This is a genomic window from Xylanimonas oleitrophica, assembly GCF_003244315.1.
GTDB lineage: Bacteria > Actinomycetota > Actinomycetes > Actinomycetales > Cellulomonadaceae > Xylanimonas_A > Xylanimonas_A oleitrophica.
Genome location: NZ_QKWH01000002.1, coordinates 150,006 through 167,330 on the forward strand (window position 1 = coordinate 150,006; position 17,325 = coordinate 167,330).

Genomic DNA, 17,325 nt, shown 5'->3' on the forward strand with positions numbered 1-17,325 from the left:
CACGGTCAGTCCTGCTCGCCCTCCGGGGGCGGCGCTGGTGAGGGCGGCACGACGAGGGCGATCCGCCGCTCGAGCTCGGCGATGGTGGCGTCCACGTCCAGGTCGGGGCTGATGACGTGCACGTCCATGCTGTCGCCGTGGAGCCGGGCGGAGACGGTGCCGGGCATGAGGTTGAGCACGAACGCCAGCGCCGCCCGCGCGCCGGGGGTGGGCAGCGTGGTGGTGTGGGAGCGCCAGTACGGGTCGACGTCGGGCCCAGGCAGGGTCAGGGCGCGGCGGGCGACGTCGACGCCGCCGACGACGGAGCGCCACAGCACCCAGCCGGCGAGGCCCGCGGCGGCGAGGAACCTCCCGGGGGTGAGGGGGGTGCCGGGGCGAGGCCGGCCGGTGACGGCGTAGCTGAGGGCGACGGCCACCGGCACGGTGACGAGCCCGTAGCCCACGACGGTCGGGTCGCCCTCGACCACCGCCCACCAGGCGGCGCCGAGGCCGAGCAGGCGCAGCAGCACGGATCCGGTCACGGGGAGCTCCCTCCGGTCAGGGCGAGCAGCAGGCCCGCCGCGGCGAGGAAGAGGAGCACGGCGCCGGAGGCCTCCCACAGGCCGAGGCGGGCCTGGACGGCGCTCAGCGCGGGCAGGGGCGAGGGCGTGGCGGCCAGGGCCGTGCGCACGCGCCCTGTCACGGAGCCGAGCCGTGCCGCCGCCCGCCGCAGCGCCCGGCCCACGGCGAGCGCGGCCCGTTCCTCGACGGCGACGACGTCACCGGGTGGCACCACGTCGCCGCGCGGGTGGGCCAGGGGGGAGTCGTCGAGCTCGCGGCGGCGGGCCAGGCGGGCGGCGGCGAGGGCGAGGGCGACGCCGAGGAGCACGGGCCAGGACTGGGCCCACAGGGTTCCGGGGGAGAGCCACCCGGGAACGGCCTGGGGCGGGTCGAGGCGCTGGGCGAGCCAGGCGACGGGGACGACGGCGACCACCGCGGAGGCCGCCCACACGCCGTCGCGCACGGGGGCGCTGTGCTCGCCCTTGCGCTCGCGGCGCCACAGCACCACGGCGCACCGGGCGAGCAGCAGGGTGGAGCCGAGCCCGAACCACGGCAGCACGTCGGCGAGCGCGGCACCGCCCGCGGCGGGGAAGGTGGCGTCGCCCACGGCCTCCTTGGCGCCGTACTTGGCGACGTACCCGCTGGTGAAGGGGGCACCGGCGAGGGAGAGACCGGCGACGGCGAGAACCGTCGTCGTCGTCCACCGGGGCACACGCTCGCTGCTCCACACCTGGACGCCCAGGAACAGCGACGCCTTGGTGACGCCGTGGTGGACGGCGTAGACGACGGCGGCGAGCACGCAGGCGTGGGCGAGCCCGGGCTCGGCGAGGGCCACGCCCACCAGCACGGCGAGGAAGCCCATCTGGCTGATGGTGCTGTAGGCGAGGATCACCTTGGGGTTGTCCTGCAGCAGGCCGGCGACGACGGCGAGGAACCCGCCCAGGAGGGCCAGCAGCACGAACGTGGTGCCCCAGCCGGGGCTGGCGTCCTGCCCGAGGGGCAGGAACCGCAGCCAGCCCACCAGCCCCGCCTTGACCATGACGCCGGAGAGCACGGCGCTCGCGGGGGTGGGGGCAGCGGAGTGGGCGAGCGGCAGCCACACGTGCAGGGGCGCGGTGCCGGCCTTGACGCCGAACCCGACCAGCAGGAGGGCCACGATGAGGTCGCGACGCTCGGAGGCGGCGACGGCGGCGGGAGCGTCGGCGAGCACCAGGCCGCCGTCGGCGGTCACGAGCGCCATGGCGGCGAGCACGGCGCTCTCGCCCAGCACGGTCATGACCATGTAGATGCGGGCGGCGCGGCGGGCGCCGGCGGTGCGGTCGTGCAGCACCAGGGCGTACCCGGTGAAGCTCATGACGGTGAACGCGAGGTAGAAGGTCACCACGTCCGCGGCGGCGACGACGCCGACGCTGGCGGCGAAGCACACGAGGAGGAACCCGCTGAGCACGGGGCCGCGCCGCGCCCCGGAGCGGGGCACGAACGCCAGGGCGACGGCGTACAGCACCACGGTCAGGGCCAGCAGGGGCCGGGCGACCTCGTCGAGGTGCGCGCTGACGCCGAGCAGCAGCCAGTCCAGGCGCACGACCTCGTCCCCGCCGGTGAGCGTGAGGGTGGCGGCGGGCAGGGTGGCGAGCCACGCGGCACGGCAGACGGTGTCGCGCAGCGCCCCGGCGCGGGGGCCGGAGACGAGGGTGGCGACCATGAGCAGCAGCGCGACGGCGAGCGGCAGGCCGAGGGCGAGGACCCAGAGCGTCACGGGTAGCTCCCCTCGGCGATGATGCGGGCGATCTGCCACGGCGAGTAGTCCCACCCGGCGAAGACGCCGCACGCGAGGGTGAGGGCTGCGGTGATCAGGGCGGGCACCAGGAGCGAGGCGGGGGCCTCGATGCTGCGCACGCGGTGGGGCTCGGTGACCCACCGGGCGCCTTCCTCCGGCGGCCGCACCCACAGGGTGTGGATGACGGGCAGGAAGTAGGCGGCGTTGAGCAGGGTGCTGGTCAGGAGCACGGCCAGCACCCAGGGTTCACCGGCATCGAGCCCGCCGAGCGCCAGCGGCCACTTGGACACGAAGCCGGCGAGGGGTGGCAGGCCGATCATGCCGAACGCCGCGACGGTGAACGCGATCGCCGTCAGCGGCATCCGGCGGGCCACCCCGGCCAGCTGGCTCACCTTGGACAACCCCAGCACCTCGGCGAACAGCCCGGCGCAGAAGAACAGGGTGATCTTCATGATGCCCTGGTGGAAGATGTGCGTCAGGGCGCCCGCGGTGGCCACCGGGGACAGCAGGGCGGCACCCAGGGTCACGTAGGAGAGCTGGGACACGGTCGAGTAGGCCAGCCGCTTCTTCAGGTCGTCCTGCGTGAGGGCGCGCAGCGAGCCGTAGACGATGGTGACGCCGGCTGCGACGGCCAGGACGTGCAGCAGGCCCAGGTCGGCGAAGACCCGCAGCCCGAACACGTCGTGGACCACGCGGACGATCCCGTACACGCCCGCCTTGACCACGGCCACGGCGTGCAGCAGCGCGGAGACGGGGGCGGGCGCCACCATCGCGACGGGCAGCCAGCGGTGCAGCGGGAAGATCGCGGCCTTGACGCCCAGCCCGGCGAGCAGCACCAGACCGATCGCGGTGGCCGTGCCGGGCCGCTCGGCGGCGAGCTCGGCGACGGCAGCGGCGCCCCCGGCGGTGAACTCCACCGGCCCCACCAGCACCGTCAGCCACACCACGCCCAGCAGCACCAGCACCCCGCCGCCGAGCGTGTACGCCAGGTAGGTGCGGGCGCCGTCGAGCGCGGCGCGCGTGCCTCGGTGCGCCACCAGCGGGTAGGTGACCAGGGTGAGCATCTCGTAGAAGAACAGGAAGGTCAGCAGGTTCCCGGCCAGGGCGATGCCCACGGTCGCGGTGACGCACAGGCTGAAGAACCCGAAGAACCGGCTGCGGTGCGGCGCCCCCTCGAGGTACCCGATGGCGTAGACGGTGGTGACCAGCCACAGCAGCGAGGACAGCGCGGCGAAGAACAGGGAGAACGTGTCGGCGGTGAGCACCAGCTCCACGCCGGGCAGCCACGGGAACGCCGCGCGCTGCACCTGCCCGGCCACGACCAGCGGCACCAGCACCGCCACGAGCGCCACCTTGGCCACCGCCCCGGCCATGTTGAGGGTGGTGCGCAGCCGCACCTGGTCCTCGCGCAGGAAGAAGATCACGAGCCCGGGCACGAGCGAGGTCAGCAGCATGACCACGGGCAGCACGCTCTCGTGCACCTGGGCGTCGGGGTTCATGCCAGCCCCCTCGGTGCCGTGTCGGCCACCAGGCCCGCCAGGCCGCCGGCCAGCACGCTGAGCACGACGGCGGCCACGGCCAGCGCCAGCGGCACGGCGGCCTGCACGGTGGGCACCGCGGCGGGCGGCGGCTCCGGAGCCTGCTCCCCGGCGTCGGCCGGCGCCGAGACCGCCCGCAGCACCACGGCGGTGTAGCCCACCGTGAGCAGGCCGCCGGCGAGCAGCGCCGCCACCCACCACCACTGGCCGCTCTCGACGCCCGCGGCGAGCAGCTGCCACTTCGCCGCGAACCCGAGCGTGGGAGGAAGGCCCGCCAGGCTCACCCCCGCGACGCCCAGCGCGGCCACCACCCAGGGCCGGTGCCGCATCGCGCCCCGCAGGTCCTCCAGGTGGTCCGACCCGTAGGCGGCGGTGAGCACGCCTGCCGCGAGGAACATGGCCGCCTTGGCGAGCCCGTGCGCGACGACGAGCAGCAGGCCGCCGCTCCACGCGGCGCGGGCGGCCTCCCCGCCCGGTGCCATCAGCGGCAGCACCAGGGCGAGGTAGCCCACCTGCGTGACCGTGGAGTAGGCGACGATCCGCTTGAGCCGCCGCTGCCGCAGCGCCATCAGCCCGCCCCACAGCACCGCCGCCGACCCGGCCACCCCGCTCGCTACCGCCAGGACGTGCGCGGCTCCGCCGGCGGCCGGGGCCAGCGCCACCCAGAACCGCCACAGCACCACGAGCGCCGCCTTGACCACCAGAGCGGACAGCACCGCGCTCACGGCGGCCGGGGCGGCCGGGTGCGCCACCGGCAGCCACGAGTGCAGCGGGAACAGCGCCATCTTGGCGCCCATGCCCACCAGCGTCAGTGCCAGGGCCGCCGTGAGCAGCGGGCCGGGTGCGACGCGCCCGGCCGCCGCCGACATGTCCAGGGTGCCCGCCTCGGCGTACACCAGCGCGATCGCCAGCAGGAACAGCAGCGATCCCACCACGGCCACGAACAGGTACCGCAGCGCCGGGCCCGCCGACCTGCCCTTGCCCAGCGCCACCAGCGAGACCGCCCCGACCGTCACCAGCTCCAGCAGCACGTAGGCGTTGAAGAGGTCCTGCGTGACGTAGACGCCGTGGAGCGCGGCCCACAGCCCCAGCCACAGCGGCCAGAACGCCGGGCCACCGCCGGCGTCGTCCCGCACGGCCACCGTGACGCTCACGGCCACGCCCACCAGCGTGGTCAGCACGAGCAGCGCGGCGCTGGCGGCGTCGGCCCGCAGCACGATGCCGAGCGGTGGCTCCCAGCCGGCGAGCGCCACCCGGACCTCGTGGCCCGGGGCGGTGGCCACACCGCCGACGACGACGGCGCAGGCGAGCGCGGTCAGCGCCGCCGTCGTGAGCCCGACGGCGGCCCGCACCCGGCCGCGCTCGCGGGGCACCACGGCCGCGACGGCACCGGCGGCCAGCGGCCCCAGCACGAGGGCCGGCAGGAGGAGAGCGCTCACGGCGCCTCCTCGTCCTCGGGAGCCTCCACCCGCCGCACCAGCGCCAGGGCCAGCCCGGTGATGGCGGCCATGATGACGATGCCGGTCAGCACCAGGGCCTGGGCCACCGGGTCCGGCTCCGTGCCGCGGGTGGCGAGCACGAGCAGCACGATCATCACGCCTGCCGAGGCGACGTTGAGGGCCACCACCCGGCGCACCAGGTCACGCGCGAGGAGGTGGGCCACGAGCCCCACCACGAGCACGGCGCAGCCCAGCGCCAGCAGCAGCTCCAGACGCGTCACGACGGCACCCGCCGGGCCTCGCTGTTGGCCACGAAGACCTGCGCCAGGCCCACGCCGATGCTGACGGCCAGCACCGTCTCGACGGTGAGCACGGCTGCCCCGGCCCACCGCGGATCGAGCACCAGCCACCCCTGGCCGAGCATGGCGGTGCCGGCGGCGAGCGCCACGAAGGCCAGCACGCCGGCCACCGTCCAGGCCCGGGCGGCCGTGCCCTGGGAGGCGGCGAACCGGGCGCCGGCCACGAACGCGACCACGAGGGCGCCGGCGAACATCGCGCCGGCCTGGAAGGCGCCGCCGGGGCGGCTGGTGCCTGCCAGGAGCAGCCAGGTGCCGAGCAGCACGAGGGCAGGCAGCAGCACGCGGGCCAGGGCCGTGACCGGGGCGGGCACGGGGTCGGGGGCGCGCACGGGCGTGCGCACGAGAGCCCCGGCCCCCGCGGCCGCGAAGACGAGCACGGCCGCCTCCAGGAGGGTGTCCAGGCTGCGGAAGTTGAGCAGCACCGCCGTCACCGCGTGGTCGGCGCCCGCCCCGTGGATCTCCTCGGCCACCGCGGCGGGCAGCAGGCTGGGCTCGTCGGGCACCGCCCGCACCACCACGGTCAGGGCCGCGAGGGCGACCGCGCCGGCCAGCAGACCGACGACCACGGCGGTGCGCCCGGCCCGCCGTCCTGGGCGGGCGGGGTCGGCGGTCAGGGTGTCCATCAGCAGCGCCCCGGCCACGCCGGAGCCGAGCGCTGCCTCGGCGAGGGCGATGTCGGGGGCGTCCAGCCGTGCCCAGAGCACGGCGAGGACGACGCCGAGCACGAGGAAGGCGGAGACGGCGCCGCGCCGGCTCGGCAGCAGCACGGCGACGAGGGCGACGGCGAGGACGGCGGCGGCGAGCACGACGTCGAGGACGGAGGCGGGGCTCACGGAGCCTCCCGGGTGGCCGGCGCCTCCGGCTCCGGCGTGGTCTCCGGCCCCGGCCCCGGCCCCGGCTCCCGCTCCGGCTTCTCCTCGGCGCCCGGCTCGGGGCGGGCGGGCGCGGCGAGCAGGTGGCTGTTGGCTGCCGTGCCCAGGAGCGCGAAGAGCCAGACCAGCACGAGCTTGGCCACGATCCCGCCCGCGCCGCCACCTCCGCCGGCGATACCGCCCCCGTGCGCGAGGGCGTGCACCACCAGGCCGGCGGTGATGAAGCCCAGGCCCAGGTTGTCGGCCTTGGCGACGCCGTGCAGGCGGGTGGGCAGGTCGGCGAACCGCAGCAGGCCGAGGGTCCCCGCCACGACGAAGAAGCAGCCGGCCGCCAGCAGCAGCACGGCCAGCACGTCGGCCACCGCCACCACGGCCGTCACCGCTCGGCCGTGCCGCGGGTCACCACGACGACCACCACGGTGGCCAGAGCCACCAGCACGAGGGCGGCGTCACGCAGGGCCGCCGTCTGCGTGAGGGTGGCGAGCACCACGAGCAGCGCCGCACCGGTGGTGCCGAGCAGCGCGAAGGCGGTCACCCGGTCGCGCGTGCTCGGTCCGCGGGCGGCGCGCCAGAGCCCGGCCAGCACGCACAGGAGCAGCACGGTCGCGACGGCGTGCAGTGCGATCTCCATCGGGACGATGTTTCCCCAGGTCGCACGTCCTCACCACCGCACGCCCGCGTCTCGTCCTGGCGGGGGTGCCCGACGGGGTGCGCGTGTGGCGAGCGCACCCCGTGGCGGGATATTTTTCGGTATGCCGAAAAATCCTCGTGGCACGGTCCGGGCAGCCCTCACCGTGCTCCTGGCAGCGGTGCTCGGCGGGTGCGGTGCCCAGGGAGGTGCGAGCGAGCCCGACGACCGCCCCGTGGTGCTGACCACCTTCACGGTGCTGGCCGACGTCGCGCGGAACGTCGCCGGCGACGAGCTGCGCGTGGAGTCCCTGACCAAGGTCGGGGCGGAGATCCACGGCTACGAGCCCACCCCCGGCGACGTGCGCCGCGCGTCGGGCGCGGACCTGATCCTCGACAACGGCCTCGGGCTCGAGGCGTGGTTCTCCCGGTTCGTGCAGACGGTGGACGTGCCGCACGTCGTCGTCTCCGAGGGGGTCGAGCCGATGAGCATCACCGGGGACGCGTACGCCGGGCGGCCCAACCCGCACGCCTGGATGAGCCCGCTCAACGTGCAGGTCTACGTCGACAACATGGCCGAGGCGTTCACCGCGCTCGCCCCCGAGCACGCCGAGGTCTTCGCCGCCAACGCCGAGGAGTACAAGGAGCAGCTCCAGCAGGTCCAGGACGACCTCGTCTCGGCGCTCGCGGCGGTGCCGCCCCACCAGCGCGCGCTCGTCACCTGCGAGGGCGCGTTCTCCTACCTGGCGCGCGACGCCGGTCTGACGGAGAGGTACATCTGGCCGGTCAACGCGGAGCAGCAGGCCACCCCGCAGCAGATCACCAGCACCATCGAGTTCGTCCGCGACAACGAGGTGCCGGCGGTGTTCTGCGAGTCCACCGTCTCCGACCGGCCCATGCGCCAGGTGGTCGAGGCCACGGGTGCCGCGTTCGGCGGCCAGCTCTACGTCGACTCGCTCTCCGAGCCGGACGGCCCCGTCCCCACCTACCTCGACCTGATCCGGCACGACGTCGACACGATCGTCGCGGGGCTCACCGGGAGCACGTCGTGACCGCCATCGAGGTGCGTGACGTGACCGTGCGCTACGGCGACGTGCTGGCGCTCGACGGCGCCTCCCTCACGGTCCAGGCCGGGCGCGTGTGCGGACTGGTCGGCATGAACGGCTCGGGCAAGTCCACCCTCTTCAAGGCCGTCATGGGCGACGTGCGGCTGGAGGCGGGGCGGGTGCTGCTCGACGGCGCCGACCCGCGGGCCGCGCGCCGGCAGGGTCACGTCGCCTACGTGCCCCAGCGCGAGCACGTGGACTGGGGCTTCCCCGTCTCCGTCCACGACGTCGTGATGATGGGCCGGTACGGGCACCAGGGGACCACCCGCCGCCCCCGTCCCGCCGACCGGGAGGCCGTGGCCCACGCCCTCGACCGCGTCGACCTCGCCGGGCTCGCCGACCGGCAGATCGGCCGCCTGTCCGGTGGCCAGCGCCGGCGCGCCTTCCTCGCCCGAGCGATCGCGCAGGAGGCCCGCACGCTGCTGCTCGACGAGCCGTTCGCCGGGGTGGACAAGCGCTCGGAGGCCACGATCGTGCGGCTCCTGCGCGAGCTCGCCGCCGAGGGCCGCACGGTGCTCGTCTCGACCCACGACCTGCAGGCGCTGCCCGAGCTCGCCGACGAGGCCGCCCTGCTGCTGCGCCGCGTCCTGTTCCACGGCCCGGTGGCCCAGGCGCTCGAACCGCGCAACCTCGGCCGGGTGCTCGGCCTGGACGTGCCCGAGGAGGCGGCCCGGTGAACCCGCTGGACCTGCTGCTGGAGCCGCTGGCCTACGACTTCATGGTCCGGGCCCTGGCCACCACGGTGATCGCCGCCGTGGTGTGCGCGCTGCTGTCGTGCTGGCTGGTGCTCGTGGGCTGGTCGCTCATGGGCGACGCCGTCTCGCACGCCGTGCTGCCCGGCGTGGTGCTCGCCTACGCGTTCGGAGCGCCGTTCGCGCTGGGGGCGCTGGTGTTCGGGGTGCTGGCCGTGGTGCTCATCGGTGCCGTGCGCTCCACGGGCCGCGTCAAGGAGGACGCCGCCATCGGCATCGTGTTCACCACGCTCTTCGCCCTCGGCCTGGTGCTGGTCTCCGTGACTCCGAGCCACACCGACCTCAACCACATCGTGTTCGGCAACGTGCTGGGCGTCTCGAGGGCGGACCTGGTGCAGGTGGCCGTGCTGGCCGCCGTCGCGCTCGTGGTGCTCCTGGTCAAGCGGCGGGACCTGACGCTCTACGCGTTCGACCCCACCCACGCCCACGCCATCGGGCTGTCCCCGCGGCGGCTCGGTGCGCTGCTGCTGGGGGTGCTGGCGCTGACCGCCGTCGTCGCGCTGCAGGTGGTGGGCGTGATCCTGGTGGTGGCGATGCTCATCATCCCCGGCGCCACGGCGCACCTGCTCACCGACCGGTTCGGGCGCATGCTCGTGCTCGCCCCCGCCCTGTCTGCCCTGTGCTCGGTGACGGGGATCTACCTCAGCTACTGGCTCGACGCCGCCTCCGGCGGGCTCGTGGTGCTGGTCCAGGGAGCCGTGTTCGCGCTCGTGTACCTGCTGGCGCCGCGGCACGGGCTGCTGGGGCGCCGGCTCGCCGGCCGGCGTCGGCTCAGGGCAGACGCCGGCCGATGACGACGCCCACGGCCAGGCCGACCAGCAGCAGGCCCGCCCCGACGAGCAGCAGGCCCGGGGTCGGCGACGGGGAGATCGTGAGGGTGCTCTCCGAGAGCGGCGCGTAGGCGAACCAGGCCACCGACGTCTGGGCGCGCGAGGTGAGCCACGAGCCCGCCCCCAGGGCCACGACGCCGAGCACCACCGCGGTCCGGGCCACCACGGTGGCCGAGACGTGCGAGCCGCCTCGCGCGGGCGGAGGGCCGGGGAACGGCACGGGACCGTGGTGCGGCGTCGTCGTCATGGACCACACCCCACCAGCCGGCCCCGCGCCCGTCAACGACTCAGCGCCGCCGCAGCAGCACCACGCCGTCCTCCAGCACGGCCTCCTGCCCGTCCGGGCCGGTCGCCGCGCGGTCGCGGGTCTCGGCGAGCACCACCTCCCAGGCGCCCGGGTCGAGCGCGATCTCCTCGACCTGCTCCTGCGGGCTCAGCAGCCCGGTGTGCGCCTGGTGCTCGTGCTCCCCGCCGGCGTCGGGGCCCGCGGCCCACGGCGGCACCGTCGCGTGCGTGACCACGAGCAGGTGGCCGCCCGGCACCACCGCGGCGGCCGCACGGCGCAGCACCTCGGCCCGTGGCAGGTGCACCGGGGACTGGAAGAACGCCGCGGTCACCAGGTCGTACGCGGCGCTGGGCTCCCACGCGGAGAGGTCGGCCACCTCGAACCGCGCCTCGTCGTCGGGCAGCCCGGCGGCTGCGGCCGCGCGACGCGCACGGTCGACGGCGGTGGCCGAGATGTCGAGGCCGGTGGCCCGCCAGCCCTGCCGGGCGAGCCAGACGACGTCGGCGCCCTCGCCGCAGCCGAGGTCGAGCGCACGCCCGGGCTCCAGGCCGGAGACGACCTGGACCACCGTCGCGTTGGGGCGGCCCGACCAGACGTTCCCGGCGCCGGCGTAGCGCTCCTCCCAGAACCGGGCCGGGTCCTCGCCGTCGTCCACCGGAGCTGCGGCGGCGGTGTCGAAGTCCTCCGCGACCAGCGCGGCGTTGGCGGCCGCGCCGGCAAAGCTGCCCGTGCCCAGGGACAGCGGGACGTTCGCCCCCGCGTTGACCACGTTGCCGGCAGCCCAGACGCGCTCATGGCTGGTGCGGCCCGTCGGGTCGACGGTCAGGAAGGATCCCCACGGCGTCTCGGTGCGGTCGAGGCCGAGCGGAGCCAGGAAGCCGTCGTGGGGCAGGGGCGCCCCGGCGGTGAAGATCGCGTCGACGACGGTCTCGTCGCCGTCGTCGGTGCGGACGAGCAGCGCGCCGTCAGGGCCGTCGGTGACCTCGGTGACCGCGGCGGGTCGCAGCTGGATGCCCCGGGAGCGCAGGCGGTGGGTGGTGGCCGGGTCGAGGGGGCCGAGGCCGGCGGTGAAGACGACGAGGTGGTCGGTCCACTGCCGGACGAGCTCGGCCTGGTGCAGGCCCTGCGGGGAGGTCGTCAGGACGCCGAGGCGCTGCCCGCGCACCTCCCAGCCGTGGCAGTAGGGGCAGTGCAGGACGGTGTCGCCCCAGCGTTCTGCGAGGCCGGGCACGTCGGGCAGCTCGTCGGAGATCCCCGTGGCGACGACGACGGCGCGGGCCGTGAGCGTGCGGCCGCCGGCCAGGGTCAGGAGCAGGCCACGCTCCGCGTCCTCGACCCGCTCCACGATGCCGTCGAGCACCTCGACGCCGTAGGCGGCGACCTCCTCACGACCACGCCGCATGAGGCCGGCCGGGGGCACGCCCTCCTGGCCGAGGACGCCGTGCATGTGGTCGGCGAAGCGGTTGCGGGGGCTGCCGGCGTCGACCACCAGCGTGCGGCGGCGGGCCCGGCCCAGCATGAGCGCGGCGCTCAGCCCTGCGGCGCTGCCGCCGACGACGACGGCGTCCCAGGTGTTCTCGTTCTCCATGTCCCCACCGTCCGCCACTGCGTGACAAGATGGCAACGATCCTTGCGGAAACAGCAAACAACTTCTGGCGGTGGGTGTGGTGGCGAGCGAGCTCGACGAGATCGGTCCCCGGCTGCGCGCTGCACGGCACGCCCGCGGCTGGACCCTGGGGGAGCTGGCGTCCCGGGCCGGGATGTCCGCCAGCACCCTCTCCCGGCTCGAGTCCGGCAAGCGCCAGGCCAGCCTGGAGCTGCTGCTCCCGCTGACCCGACAGCTGGGCGTGCGCATCGACGACCTGCTGCCGGCCGACCCGCCCGACCCGCGCGTGCGCCGGCCCGTCATCCGCCGTGACGGCCTGGTCATCGCACCGCTGGCGCCCGAGTCTGCGCCGGTGCGCACCTACAAGATCACCTACCCGCCCGGCGTCGGCTGCCCGGAGCAGCGCACGCACGCCGGCTACGAGTGGCTCTACGTGCTCTCCGGCCGGTTGCGCCTGCGCCTCGGGGAGCAGGACCTCGTGCTGACGCGCGGGGAGGCCGCCGAGTTCGACACGCGCGTCCCGCACGCCGTGTCCGCGGTCGGGTCGCGTCCGGCCCAGGTGATCAGCATCTTCAACGACGACGGCGTGCGCATGCACGTGCACTCCCCGTCGTCGCCTGCCCCCGACGCCTGAGGGCGGGGGCGGGTGCCCGCCCCCGCCTCCCGCTGCGGCCCTGCACGCCGCCGTCCTGGGCCGCGGGCACGGCTCACGCGGCGCGCGCCCCCAGCCACGGGGCGAGGACGTCGGTGCTGCCCAGCCAGCGCAGGCCGCCGTCGGCGCACTCCTCCGGGGTGGCGAGGGACTCGTAGAACGCCTCCACGAGGCGCTGGCGCCGGGCACGGGCCTCGTCGGGGTCACCTGCACCGAGCACGACGATCCGGGTCACCGGGGTGGTGCCCGCCGCGGCCTCGTCCCAGGTGCCGAGGTCCGCGACGCACAGCTGGCCGCCCGCCCCGTCCCACAGGCACACCGAGTCGGGCCGGTCGGGCACGTGGAACACGCCACGGCTGCGCAGCCGTTCGGGGCTGAGGCGCTCGACGTTGGCCAGGAGGCGCTCGGGGTGGAACGGCAGGGGCGACTCGAGCACGAGGGTCCAGGAGCGGTCCCCGGTCGCGTCCTGCACCTCCCGCCCGGTCTCGCTGCTGGGGGCGCGGGTGCCGTGCGCACCGAGGGGGTGGGCACGGCGCTCGGCGGCGGCAGGGTCGTGGCGCGCGGTCATGACGTGAGCGGTGGTGAGCTCGAACAGGCCGTCGACGCGCCGGGACTCGCGGGCGCGCAGGCCGTCGAGCAGACCGGACCCGGTGGGGTCGGCGCCGGTGGTGACCACGAGGTCCACCTGCTCGAGCTGGGCGGCGAGCGCCTCCCCGACGGCGCGCTCGTCGTCGTCGGTCATGGCGAGGTCGCGGTCGCCCACCAGGTCGTCGCCGAGGAGGTCGTGCTCGAGGGTGTCGAGGTCGACGGCGGCGAGGGTGCTGGAGAGGTGGAGCAGGTCGAGCTCGCCGCCGGGCTCGCTGAAGGCGGCGAGGGCGCGGGCGACGGGCAGGGGCTCGGCCGTGGTGGGCAGGGCGAGCACGAGGGAGGTCCACCGGCCGTCCGCGGCGAGCCGGGCGAGGGTGGGGACGGCGTCCTCGCGGACGCTGCACGAGAGGCACGCGTGCTCCAGGGGAACGGTCTCGTCCTCGATCACGCCGGTGGAGTCGAGGACGACGCGGCGCAGCGCTCCTTGGTCGGGCAGCAGGTCGTGGCGCACCGCGACGGTCCCGGGCGAGTCGAGCACGAGGCCGGTGAGGGTGGACTCGCGCAGCACGGGGTCGACGGCGGCGAGCAGACCCAGCGGCACGGTGCTGGGCCGGGACGAGGGGAGGGGTGCTCGCATCGGAGGATCCAATCTAGTTGAGAACCATTCTCGACAGTGCTTCACTCTACTCACGTGAGAACGGTTCTCATCAAACCGCCGCGTGGCGGTGGACACCGGAAGGACCCCAGATGTCAGCCCGCTGCCAGGTGCTCGGCACCGTCCCCGGCTTCGGCCACTCCATCTCCCACTCCCACGCGCGCACCAAGCGGCGGTGGGACCCCAACGTCCAGAAGAAGCGCTACTGGGTGCCCTCCCTCGGCCGACACGTGACCCTGCGCGTCAGCGCCAAGGGCATCAAGACCATCGACCGCAAGGGCATCGACGTCGTCGTCGCCGAGATCCTCGCCCGCGGCGAGAAGGTCTGAGCCCACCGCCCGCCCTCGCAGGGAGGGGCTCCCGGCGGGCGCGACGGCGTGCGAGGCTGCGTGCCATGCCCGGCCGTCACACCCACGCCCGCTCCCGCCGTGCGCTCCTCCCGCAGATCTCCGACCAGGCTCCCGACCAGGCGCACGACAAGGTGCTCGCGCCGGACCGCGCTCACGGGCACGGGCACGGGCACGGGCACGGGCGGGCGGCCCCGGTGGCACCCCGCGTGCGGTGGACGCTCGCGGCGATCCTGCTGCCGGCGCTGCTGGCGACCCTGTGGGGGATGGTGGCGCTGTGGCCGTCTGCCGCCGACGTGCCCGACCGGGTGCCGGTCGTGGCCGGCGGTACGCGGTTCGCCGACGTCACCGTCACAGGCCCGTTCGACCCGGAGACCAACAGCTATCCGGTGCGCGCCTCCGACGGTTCGCCGTCCACCATGACCTCCCCGGGAGAGCTCATGGTCATCGAGCCGGGGGACCAGGTGCGCGCCCTGTACGTGGGCGACGTGCCCACCGAGCCGGACCCGTACGTCTTCCTCGACTTCCGGCGCCAGCTGCCGCTCGCGCTCCTCGCCGGGGCGTTCGTGATCGCCGTCGTCGCCGTCGCCCGGTGGCGCGGGCTGGCGTCGCTCGGCGGGCTCGCGTTCGCGTTCGCCGTGTTCGTGGCCTTCACCGCGCCCGCCCTCCTGGCAGGGAGGCCGGCGCTCGCGGTGGGGCTCGTGACGTCGTCGGCGGTGATGTTCGTGGTGCTCTACCTGGCCCACGGGTTCTCCGCCCGCACCACCACGGCGCTGCTCGGCACGCTCGTGGGGCTGGGGCTCACCGCGGCCCTCGGCACGTGGGTGGCGCACGCCGCGCACATCAACGGCGTCACCAACGAGTCCGCGACGTGGCTGCCCACGGTGGCGCCGGACGTCGACCTGCGCGGGGTGGCGCTGTGCGGGCTGATCCTCGCGGGCATGGGGGTGCTCAACGACGTGACGATCACGCAGGCGTCGGCCGTGTGGGAGCTGCGCGAGCTCGCCCCGCACGCACCCCGGCGGGTGCTGTTCGCCCGTGGAATGCGCATCGGCCGCGACCACATCGCCTCCACCGTGTACACGATGGCGTTCGCCTACGTGGGCGCGGCGCTGGTGGTCATCCTCAACCTCTGGCTGCTGGACCAGCCCGTGGTCAGCGCCCTGGCGTCCGGGGAGATCGCCGAGGAGGTGGTGCGCACGCTGGTGGGTTCCATCGGCCTGGTGCTGGCCATCCCGGCGACGACGGCGATCGCCGCGGCAGTGGTGCCCTCGGCGTCGCGTGCTCCCCGTGAGCCCCGAGAGCACGCGACCGAGCCTGTCGCCGGGCTGTCGCGCTGAGCGCAGGCTCGTCGGCCGCGGTCGTGCCCACGCGCCGTCGTGCTCGCGCTGGTCCTGCTCACGCGTCCGTCGCGCTCCTGCGGGCGCTGCGCCGCAGCGCGCGCTCGGCCAGCAGGCCGCCGACGCCGGGCACCAGCCCGCTGAGCCACACCCCGCGCCTTCCGCCGGCCACGCCCAGGGCCGCCACGATCACGGCCAGGTAGAGCATGCCGTGCAGCGGCCCGACGGCGCTGCTGACGGCGGGGGAGTGCACGGTGGCGAGGTTGCCGAGCAGCACCAGCAGGCTGCCGAGCTCGGCGGCACCGAGCACCCGCAGCGCGGTGCGGCCCCGAGCGGGCCGGGTCTGCGCCACCTCGTCCTCCAGCACCTCGTCCGCCGCGGCCTCGTCCTTCGCCGCTCGCTCGTTCACAGCCCCGCCCCGGTGGTGGAGCCCGGGCGGTAGATCATCAGGACCACCACGACCGCCCACAGCAGGTTGAAGACGCCGGTCAGCATGGCCAGCCGCCGGGCGGTGGCCGTGGCGGCCGGTGCCAGCGCGGGGGCGTCGAGCGCGGCGACGACGGTGCGCTGACCGGGCAGGACGGCCGCGACCAGCACGGCCGCCGCCGCGGCGGTCAGGGCCATCGACACCACGAGCCAGGCGTCCCCGAGCACCCCGAGCGCGGCGCCGGTGGCGTACCCCAGCACGGGCACGGCCACGCCGACCACGGCGTAGGCGCGGGTGATGCGGTGCAGCAGCCGCACGGGGGCAGCCGCCTGGACGTCTCCGGGGGCGGCGAGGGCGTGGCGGGCCAGCCGGGGGAACATGCTGGCCGCGACGGCCACCGGCCCGACGGCCAGGATCGCGGCCAGCACGTGGAGGGACAGCAGGAACGCGGTCATGCGGGCCTCCGCGTGCCGGTGACGGCGGTGCGCGGCAGGCGGCCGGCGCGGGAGGTGCCCGCGAGCGTGTCACCGGTGACGACGACGTCGAACCGCAGGTGCAGGCGCATCGGGCGGGTCACGCTCTGGTGCCACGTGGCGTGGACGCCGTCGTCGGGGGCATCACCGGGGGCAGCGGAGCGGGCGAGCGCGATGCCCTCGAGCGGCACGGCCTCCGCCGCGGTGGCGGCGGTGCCCGTGAGGTCCTCGGTGAAGGTGTAGACGGCCTCGACGGTGCCGACGGGGGTCTTCATGCGCACGTCCCACGTGCCGGTCAGGGCGCTCACGCGTGCGTCTCCTGCCCGGACCGGTGGGTGGCACGCCAGACGGTGCCGCGCCGTTCGTGCTCGAAGAGGCGCTCGACGGCGATGGCCACCTGGGGACCGTGCTCGCGCTCCAGGAGGTGCAGGGCGAGGTCGAGGCCCGAGGTGACGCCGCCGGAGGTGACCAGGTCGCCGTCGTCGACCACGCGGGCGTCGACGACGGTGACGCCGGTGGCGTCCAGGACGTCGAGCCCCAGGTGGTGGGTCACGGCGTTCCGGCCCTCCAGGAGGCCCGCCATCGCGAGGGCCAGCGAGCCGCCGCACACGGCCGCGACCGTGACGTCGGGGTTGCGCAGGGCACGCTCGAGGAGCGGTGCGGCACCGCCGGTGGCGAGGCGGGAGAGCAGCACGGGGACGGTGGTGACCTCGTCGGGGTCGCCGTCCACGGGGCCGGAGGCGCCGGGCACGATCACGTAGCCGGGCCGCTCGGGGTCGAGGGCAGAGGTGGCCTGCAGGGTCAGGCCGAGCGTGCCGGAGATGACCGGGCCCGGGCCGTCGGCACTGACGAGCTCGACGGCGAGGCCGTCGGCGCCCGCGGCCTCGCTGCCGGCAGCGAGCACCTCGAACGGGGCGACGACGTCGAGGGGGTCGAACCCCTCGAACAGCAGGATCTGGGCGGTGCGTGGCACAGGACCTCCGGGAGTCGGGTCGGAGCGGGCAGCACCATGCTGGGCCGCGGCGCCGCCACGCGACCACTGGCCCTCGTGCCAATGAACGACGGGATCTGGCCAGCGGTGTGGTCACGGCCACAGCCCTCGCCAGCACCC

The 17,325-nt window shown here is 75.5% G+C and carries 21 protein-coding genes; 6 read left to right on the forward strand and 15 right to left on the reverse strand.

Annotated features, from left to right (window positions below):
- Positions 1-5: 5 nt before the first annotated feature.
- The 8 genes from DNL40_RS04580 to DNL40_RS04615 are packed head-to-tail and all read right to left on the reverse strand — an operon-like array spanning position 6 to position 7,156.
- Complete coding sequence (locus DNL40_RS04580; protein ID WP_179950936.1) at positions 6-521, reverse strand: Na+/H+ antiporter subunit E; 516 nt, start codon at positions 519-521, stop codon at positions 6-8.
- Complete coding sequence (locus DNL40_RS04585; protein ID WP_218925998.1) at positions 518-2,296, reverse strand: complex I subunit 5 family protein; 1,779 nt, start codon at positions 2,294-2,296, stop codon at positions 518-520. Before DNL40_RS04585 ends, DNL40_RS04580 begins: the two co-directional genes overlap by 4 nt.
- A complete protein-coding gene (locus DNL40_RS04590) occupies positions 2,293-3,816 on the reverse strand; it encodes a proton-conducting transporter transmembrane domain-containing protein (protein WP_111250064.1) in 1,524 nt (507 codons plus the stop codon). Before DNL40_RS04590 ends, DNL40_RS04585 begins: the two co-directional genes overlap by 4 nt.
- Positions 3,813-5,294, reverse strand: a complete 1,482-nt coding sequence (locus tag DNL40_RS04595; RefSeq protein WP_111250065.1) for a complex I subunit 5 family protein — start codon at positions 5,292-5,294, stop codon at positions 3,813-3,815. The genes DNL40_RS04590 and DNL40_RS04595 overlap by 4 nt, the downstream gene beginning before the upstream one ends.
- Positions 5,291-5,575 carry an NADH-quinone oxidoreductase subunit K gene (locus DNL40_RS04600; protein WP_111250066.1) on the reverse strand — a complete coding sequence of 95 codons (285 nt, stop codon included), beginning with the start codon at positions 5,573-5,575 and terminating at the stop codon, positions 5,291-5,293. The genes DNL40_RS04595 and DNL40_RS04600 overlap by 4 nt, the downstream gene beginning before the upstream one ends.
- Entirely contained in the window at positions 5,572-6,486 is a 915-nt protein-coding gene (locus DNL40_RS04605; RefSeq protein WP_111250067.1) for an MnhB domain-containing protein, read from the reverse strand. Before DNL40_RS04605 ends, DNL40_RS04600 begins: the two co-directional genes overlap by 4 nt.
- Positions 6,483-6,905, reverse strand: a complete 423-nt coding sequence (locus DNL40_RS04610; protein WP_245885662.1) for a monovalent cation/H(+) antiporter subunit G — start codon at positions 6,903-6,905, stop codon at positions 6,483-6,485. Before DNL40_RS04610 ends, DNL40_RS04605 begins: the two co-directional genes overlap by 4 nt.
- Complete coding sequence (locus DNL40_RS04615) at positions 6,902-7,156, reverse strand: MrpF/PhaF family protein (protein WP_179950937.1); 255 nt, start codon at positions 7,154-7,156, stop codon at positions 6,902-6,904. The genes DNL40_RS04610 and DNL40_RS04615 overlap by 4 nt, the downstream gene beginning before the upstream one ends.
- Positions 7,157-7,277: 121 nt before the next feature.
- On the opposite strand from DNL40_RS04615, the gene DNL40_RS04620 reads away from it, so the two are divergent.
- Genes DNL40_RS04620 through DNL40_RS04630 form a run of 3 tightly spaced genes read left to right on the forward strand, consistent with a single transcriptional unit; the run spans position 7,278 to position 9,804 of the window.
- A complete protein-coding gene (locus DNL40_RS04620) occupies positions 7,278-8,204 on the forward strand; it encodes a metal ABC transporter substrate-binding protein (RefSeq protein ID WP_111250068.1) in 927 nt (308 codons plus the stop codon).
- Entirely contained in the window at positions 8,201-8,935 is a 735-nt protein-coding gene (locus DNL40_RS04625; RefSeq protein ID WP_111250069.1) for a metal ABC transporter ATP-binding protein, read from the forward strand. Before DNL40_RS04620 ends, DNL40_RS04625 begins: the two co-directional genes overlap by 4 nt.
- Positions 8,932-9,804, forward strand: coding sequence for a metal ABC transporter permease (locus DNL40_RS04630; protein WP_111250070.1), 873 nt, complete (start codon positions 8,932-8,934; stop codon positions 9,802-9,804). The genes DNL40_RS04625 and DNL40_RS04630 overlap by 4 nt, the downstream gene beginning before the upstream one ends.
- On the opposite strand, the gene DNL40_RS04635 is transcribed toward DNL40_RS04630, so the two are convergent.
- Both DNL40_RS04635 and DNL40_RS04640 read right to left on the reverse strand, forming a co-directional pair.
- Positions 9,782-10,087 carry a hypothetical protein gene (locus tag DNL40_RS04635; RefSeq protein WP_111250071.1) on the reverse strand — a complete coding sequence of 102 codons (306 nt, stop codon included), beginning with the start codon at positions 10,085-10,087 and terminating at the stop codon, positions 9,782-9,784. The genes DNL40_RS04630 and DNL40_RS04635 overlap by 23 nt on opposite strands.
- A 40-nt stretch (positions 10,088-10,127) precedes the next feature.
- Positions 10,128-11,714: an FAD-dependent oxidoreductase gene (locus DNL40_RS04640; protein ID WP_111250260.1), complete on the reverse strand. Its 1,587-nt coding sequence runs from the start codon at positions 11,712-11,714 to the stop codon at positions 10,128-10,130.
- Positions 11,715-11,793: 79 nt separating this feature from the next.
- On the opposite strand from DNL40_RS04640, the gene DNL40_RS04645 reads away from it, so the two are divergent.
- Positions 11,794-12,366: a helix-turn-helix domain-containing protein gene (locus tag DNL40_RS04645; RefSeq protein ID WP_111250261.1), complete on the forward strand. Its 573-nt coding sequence runs from the start codon at positions 11,794-11,796 to the stop codon at positions 12,364-12,366.
- A gap of 73 nt (positions 12,367-12,439) precedes the next feature.
- Here the strand turns inward: DNL40_RS04645 and DNL40_RS04650 are convergent, their stop codons facing one another.
- Complete coding sequence (locus DNL40_RS04650; protein WP_111250072.1) at positions 12,440-13,609, reverse strand: GTP-binding protein; 1,170 nt, start codon at positions 13,607-13,609, stop codon at positions 12,440-12,442.
- 110 nt (positions 13,610-13,719) lie between these two features.
- Here DNL40_RS04650 and rpmB point away from each other — a divergent pair, with 110 nt between their 5' ends.
- Together rpmB and DNL40_RS04660 are read left to right on the forward strand one after the other, a co-directional pair.
- Positions 13,720-13,956, forward strand: a complete 237-nt coding sequence (rpmB, locus tag DNL40_RS04655; RefSeq protein WP_111250073.1) for a 50S ribosomal protein L28 — start codon at positions 13,720-13,722, stop codon at positions 13,954-13,956.
- Positions 13,957-14,021: 65 nt separating this feature from the next.
- Positions 14,022-15,314 (forward strand): YibE/F family protein, encoded by a 1,293-nt coding sequence (locus tag DNL40_RS04660; protein ID WP_111250074.1) that lies wholly within the window; start codon positions 14,022-14,024, stop codon positions 15,312-15,314.
- Positions 15,315-15,372: 58 nt separating this feature from the next.
- On the opposite strand, the gene DNL40_RS04665 is transcribed toward DNL40_RS04660, so the two are convergent.
- From DNL40_RS04665 to DNL40_RS04680, 4 genes are read right to left on the reverse strand one after another with little or no spacing between them, the layout of a single operon-like run.
- Entirely contained in the window at positions 15,373-15,723 is a 351-nt protein-coding gene (locus DNL40_RS04665; RefSeq protein WP_245885663.1) for a hypothetical protein, read from the reverse strand.
- Positions 15,720-16,196, reverse strand: coding sequence for a hypothetical protein (locus tag DNL40_RS04670; RefSeq protein ID WP_111250075.1), 477 nt, complete (start codon positions 16,194-16,196; stop codon positions 15,720-15,722). Before DNL40_RS04670 ends, DNL40_RS04665 begins: the two co-directional genes overlap by 4 nt.
- Positions 16,193-16,522 (reverse strand): hypothetical protein, encoded by a 330-nt coding sequence (locus tag DNL40_RS04675; protein WP_111250076.1) that lies wholly within the window; start codon positions 16,520-16,522, stop codon positions 16,193-16,195. The genes DNL40_RS04670 and DNL40_RS04675 overlap by 4 nt, the downstream gene beginning before the upstream one ends.
- Positions 16,519-17,187, reverse strand: coding sequence for a DJ-1/PfpI family protein (locus DNL40_RS04680; RefSeq protein WP_111250077.1), 669 nt, complete (start codon positions 17,185-17,187; stop codon positions 16,519-16,521). The genes DNL40_RS04675 and DNL40_RS04680 overlap by 4 nt, the downstream gene beginning before the upstream one ends.
- Between the last annotated feature and the right edge of the window lie 138 nt (positions 17,188-17,325).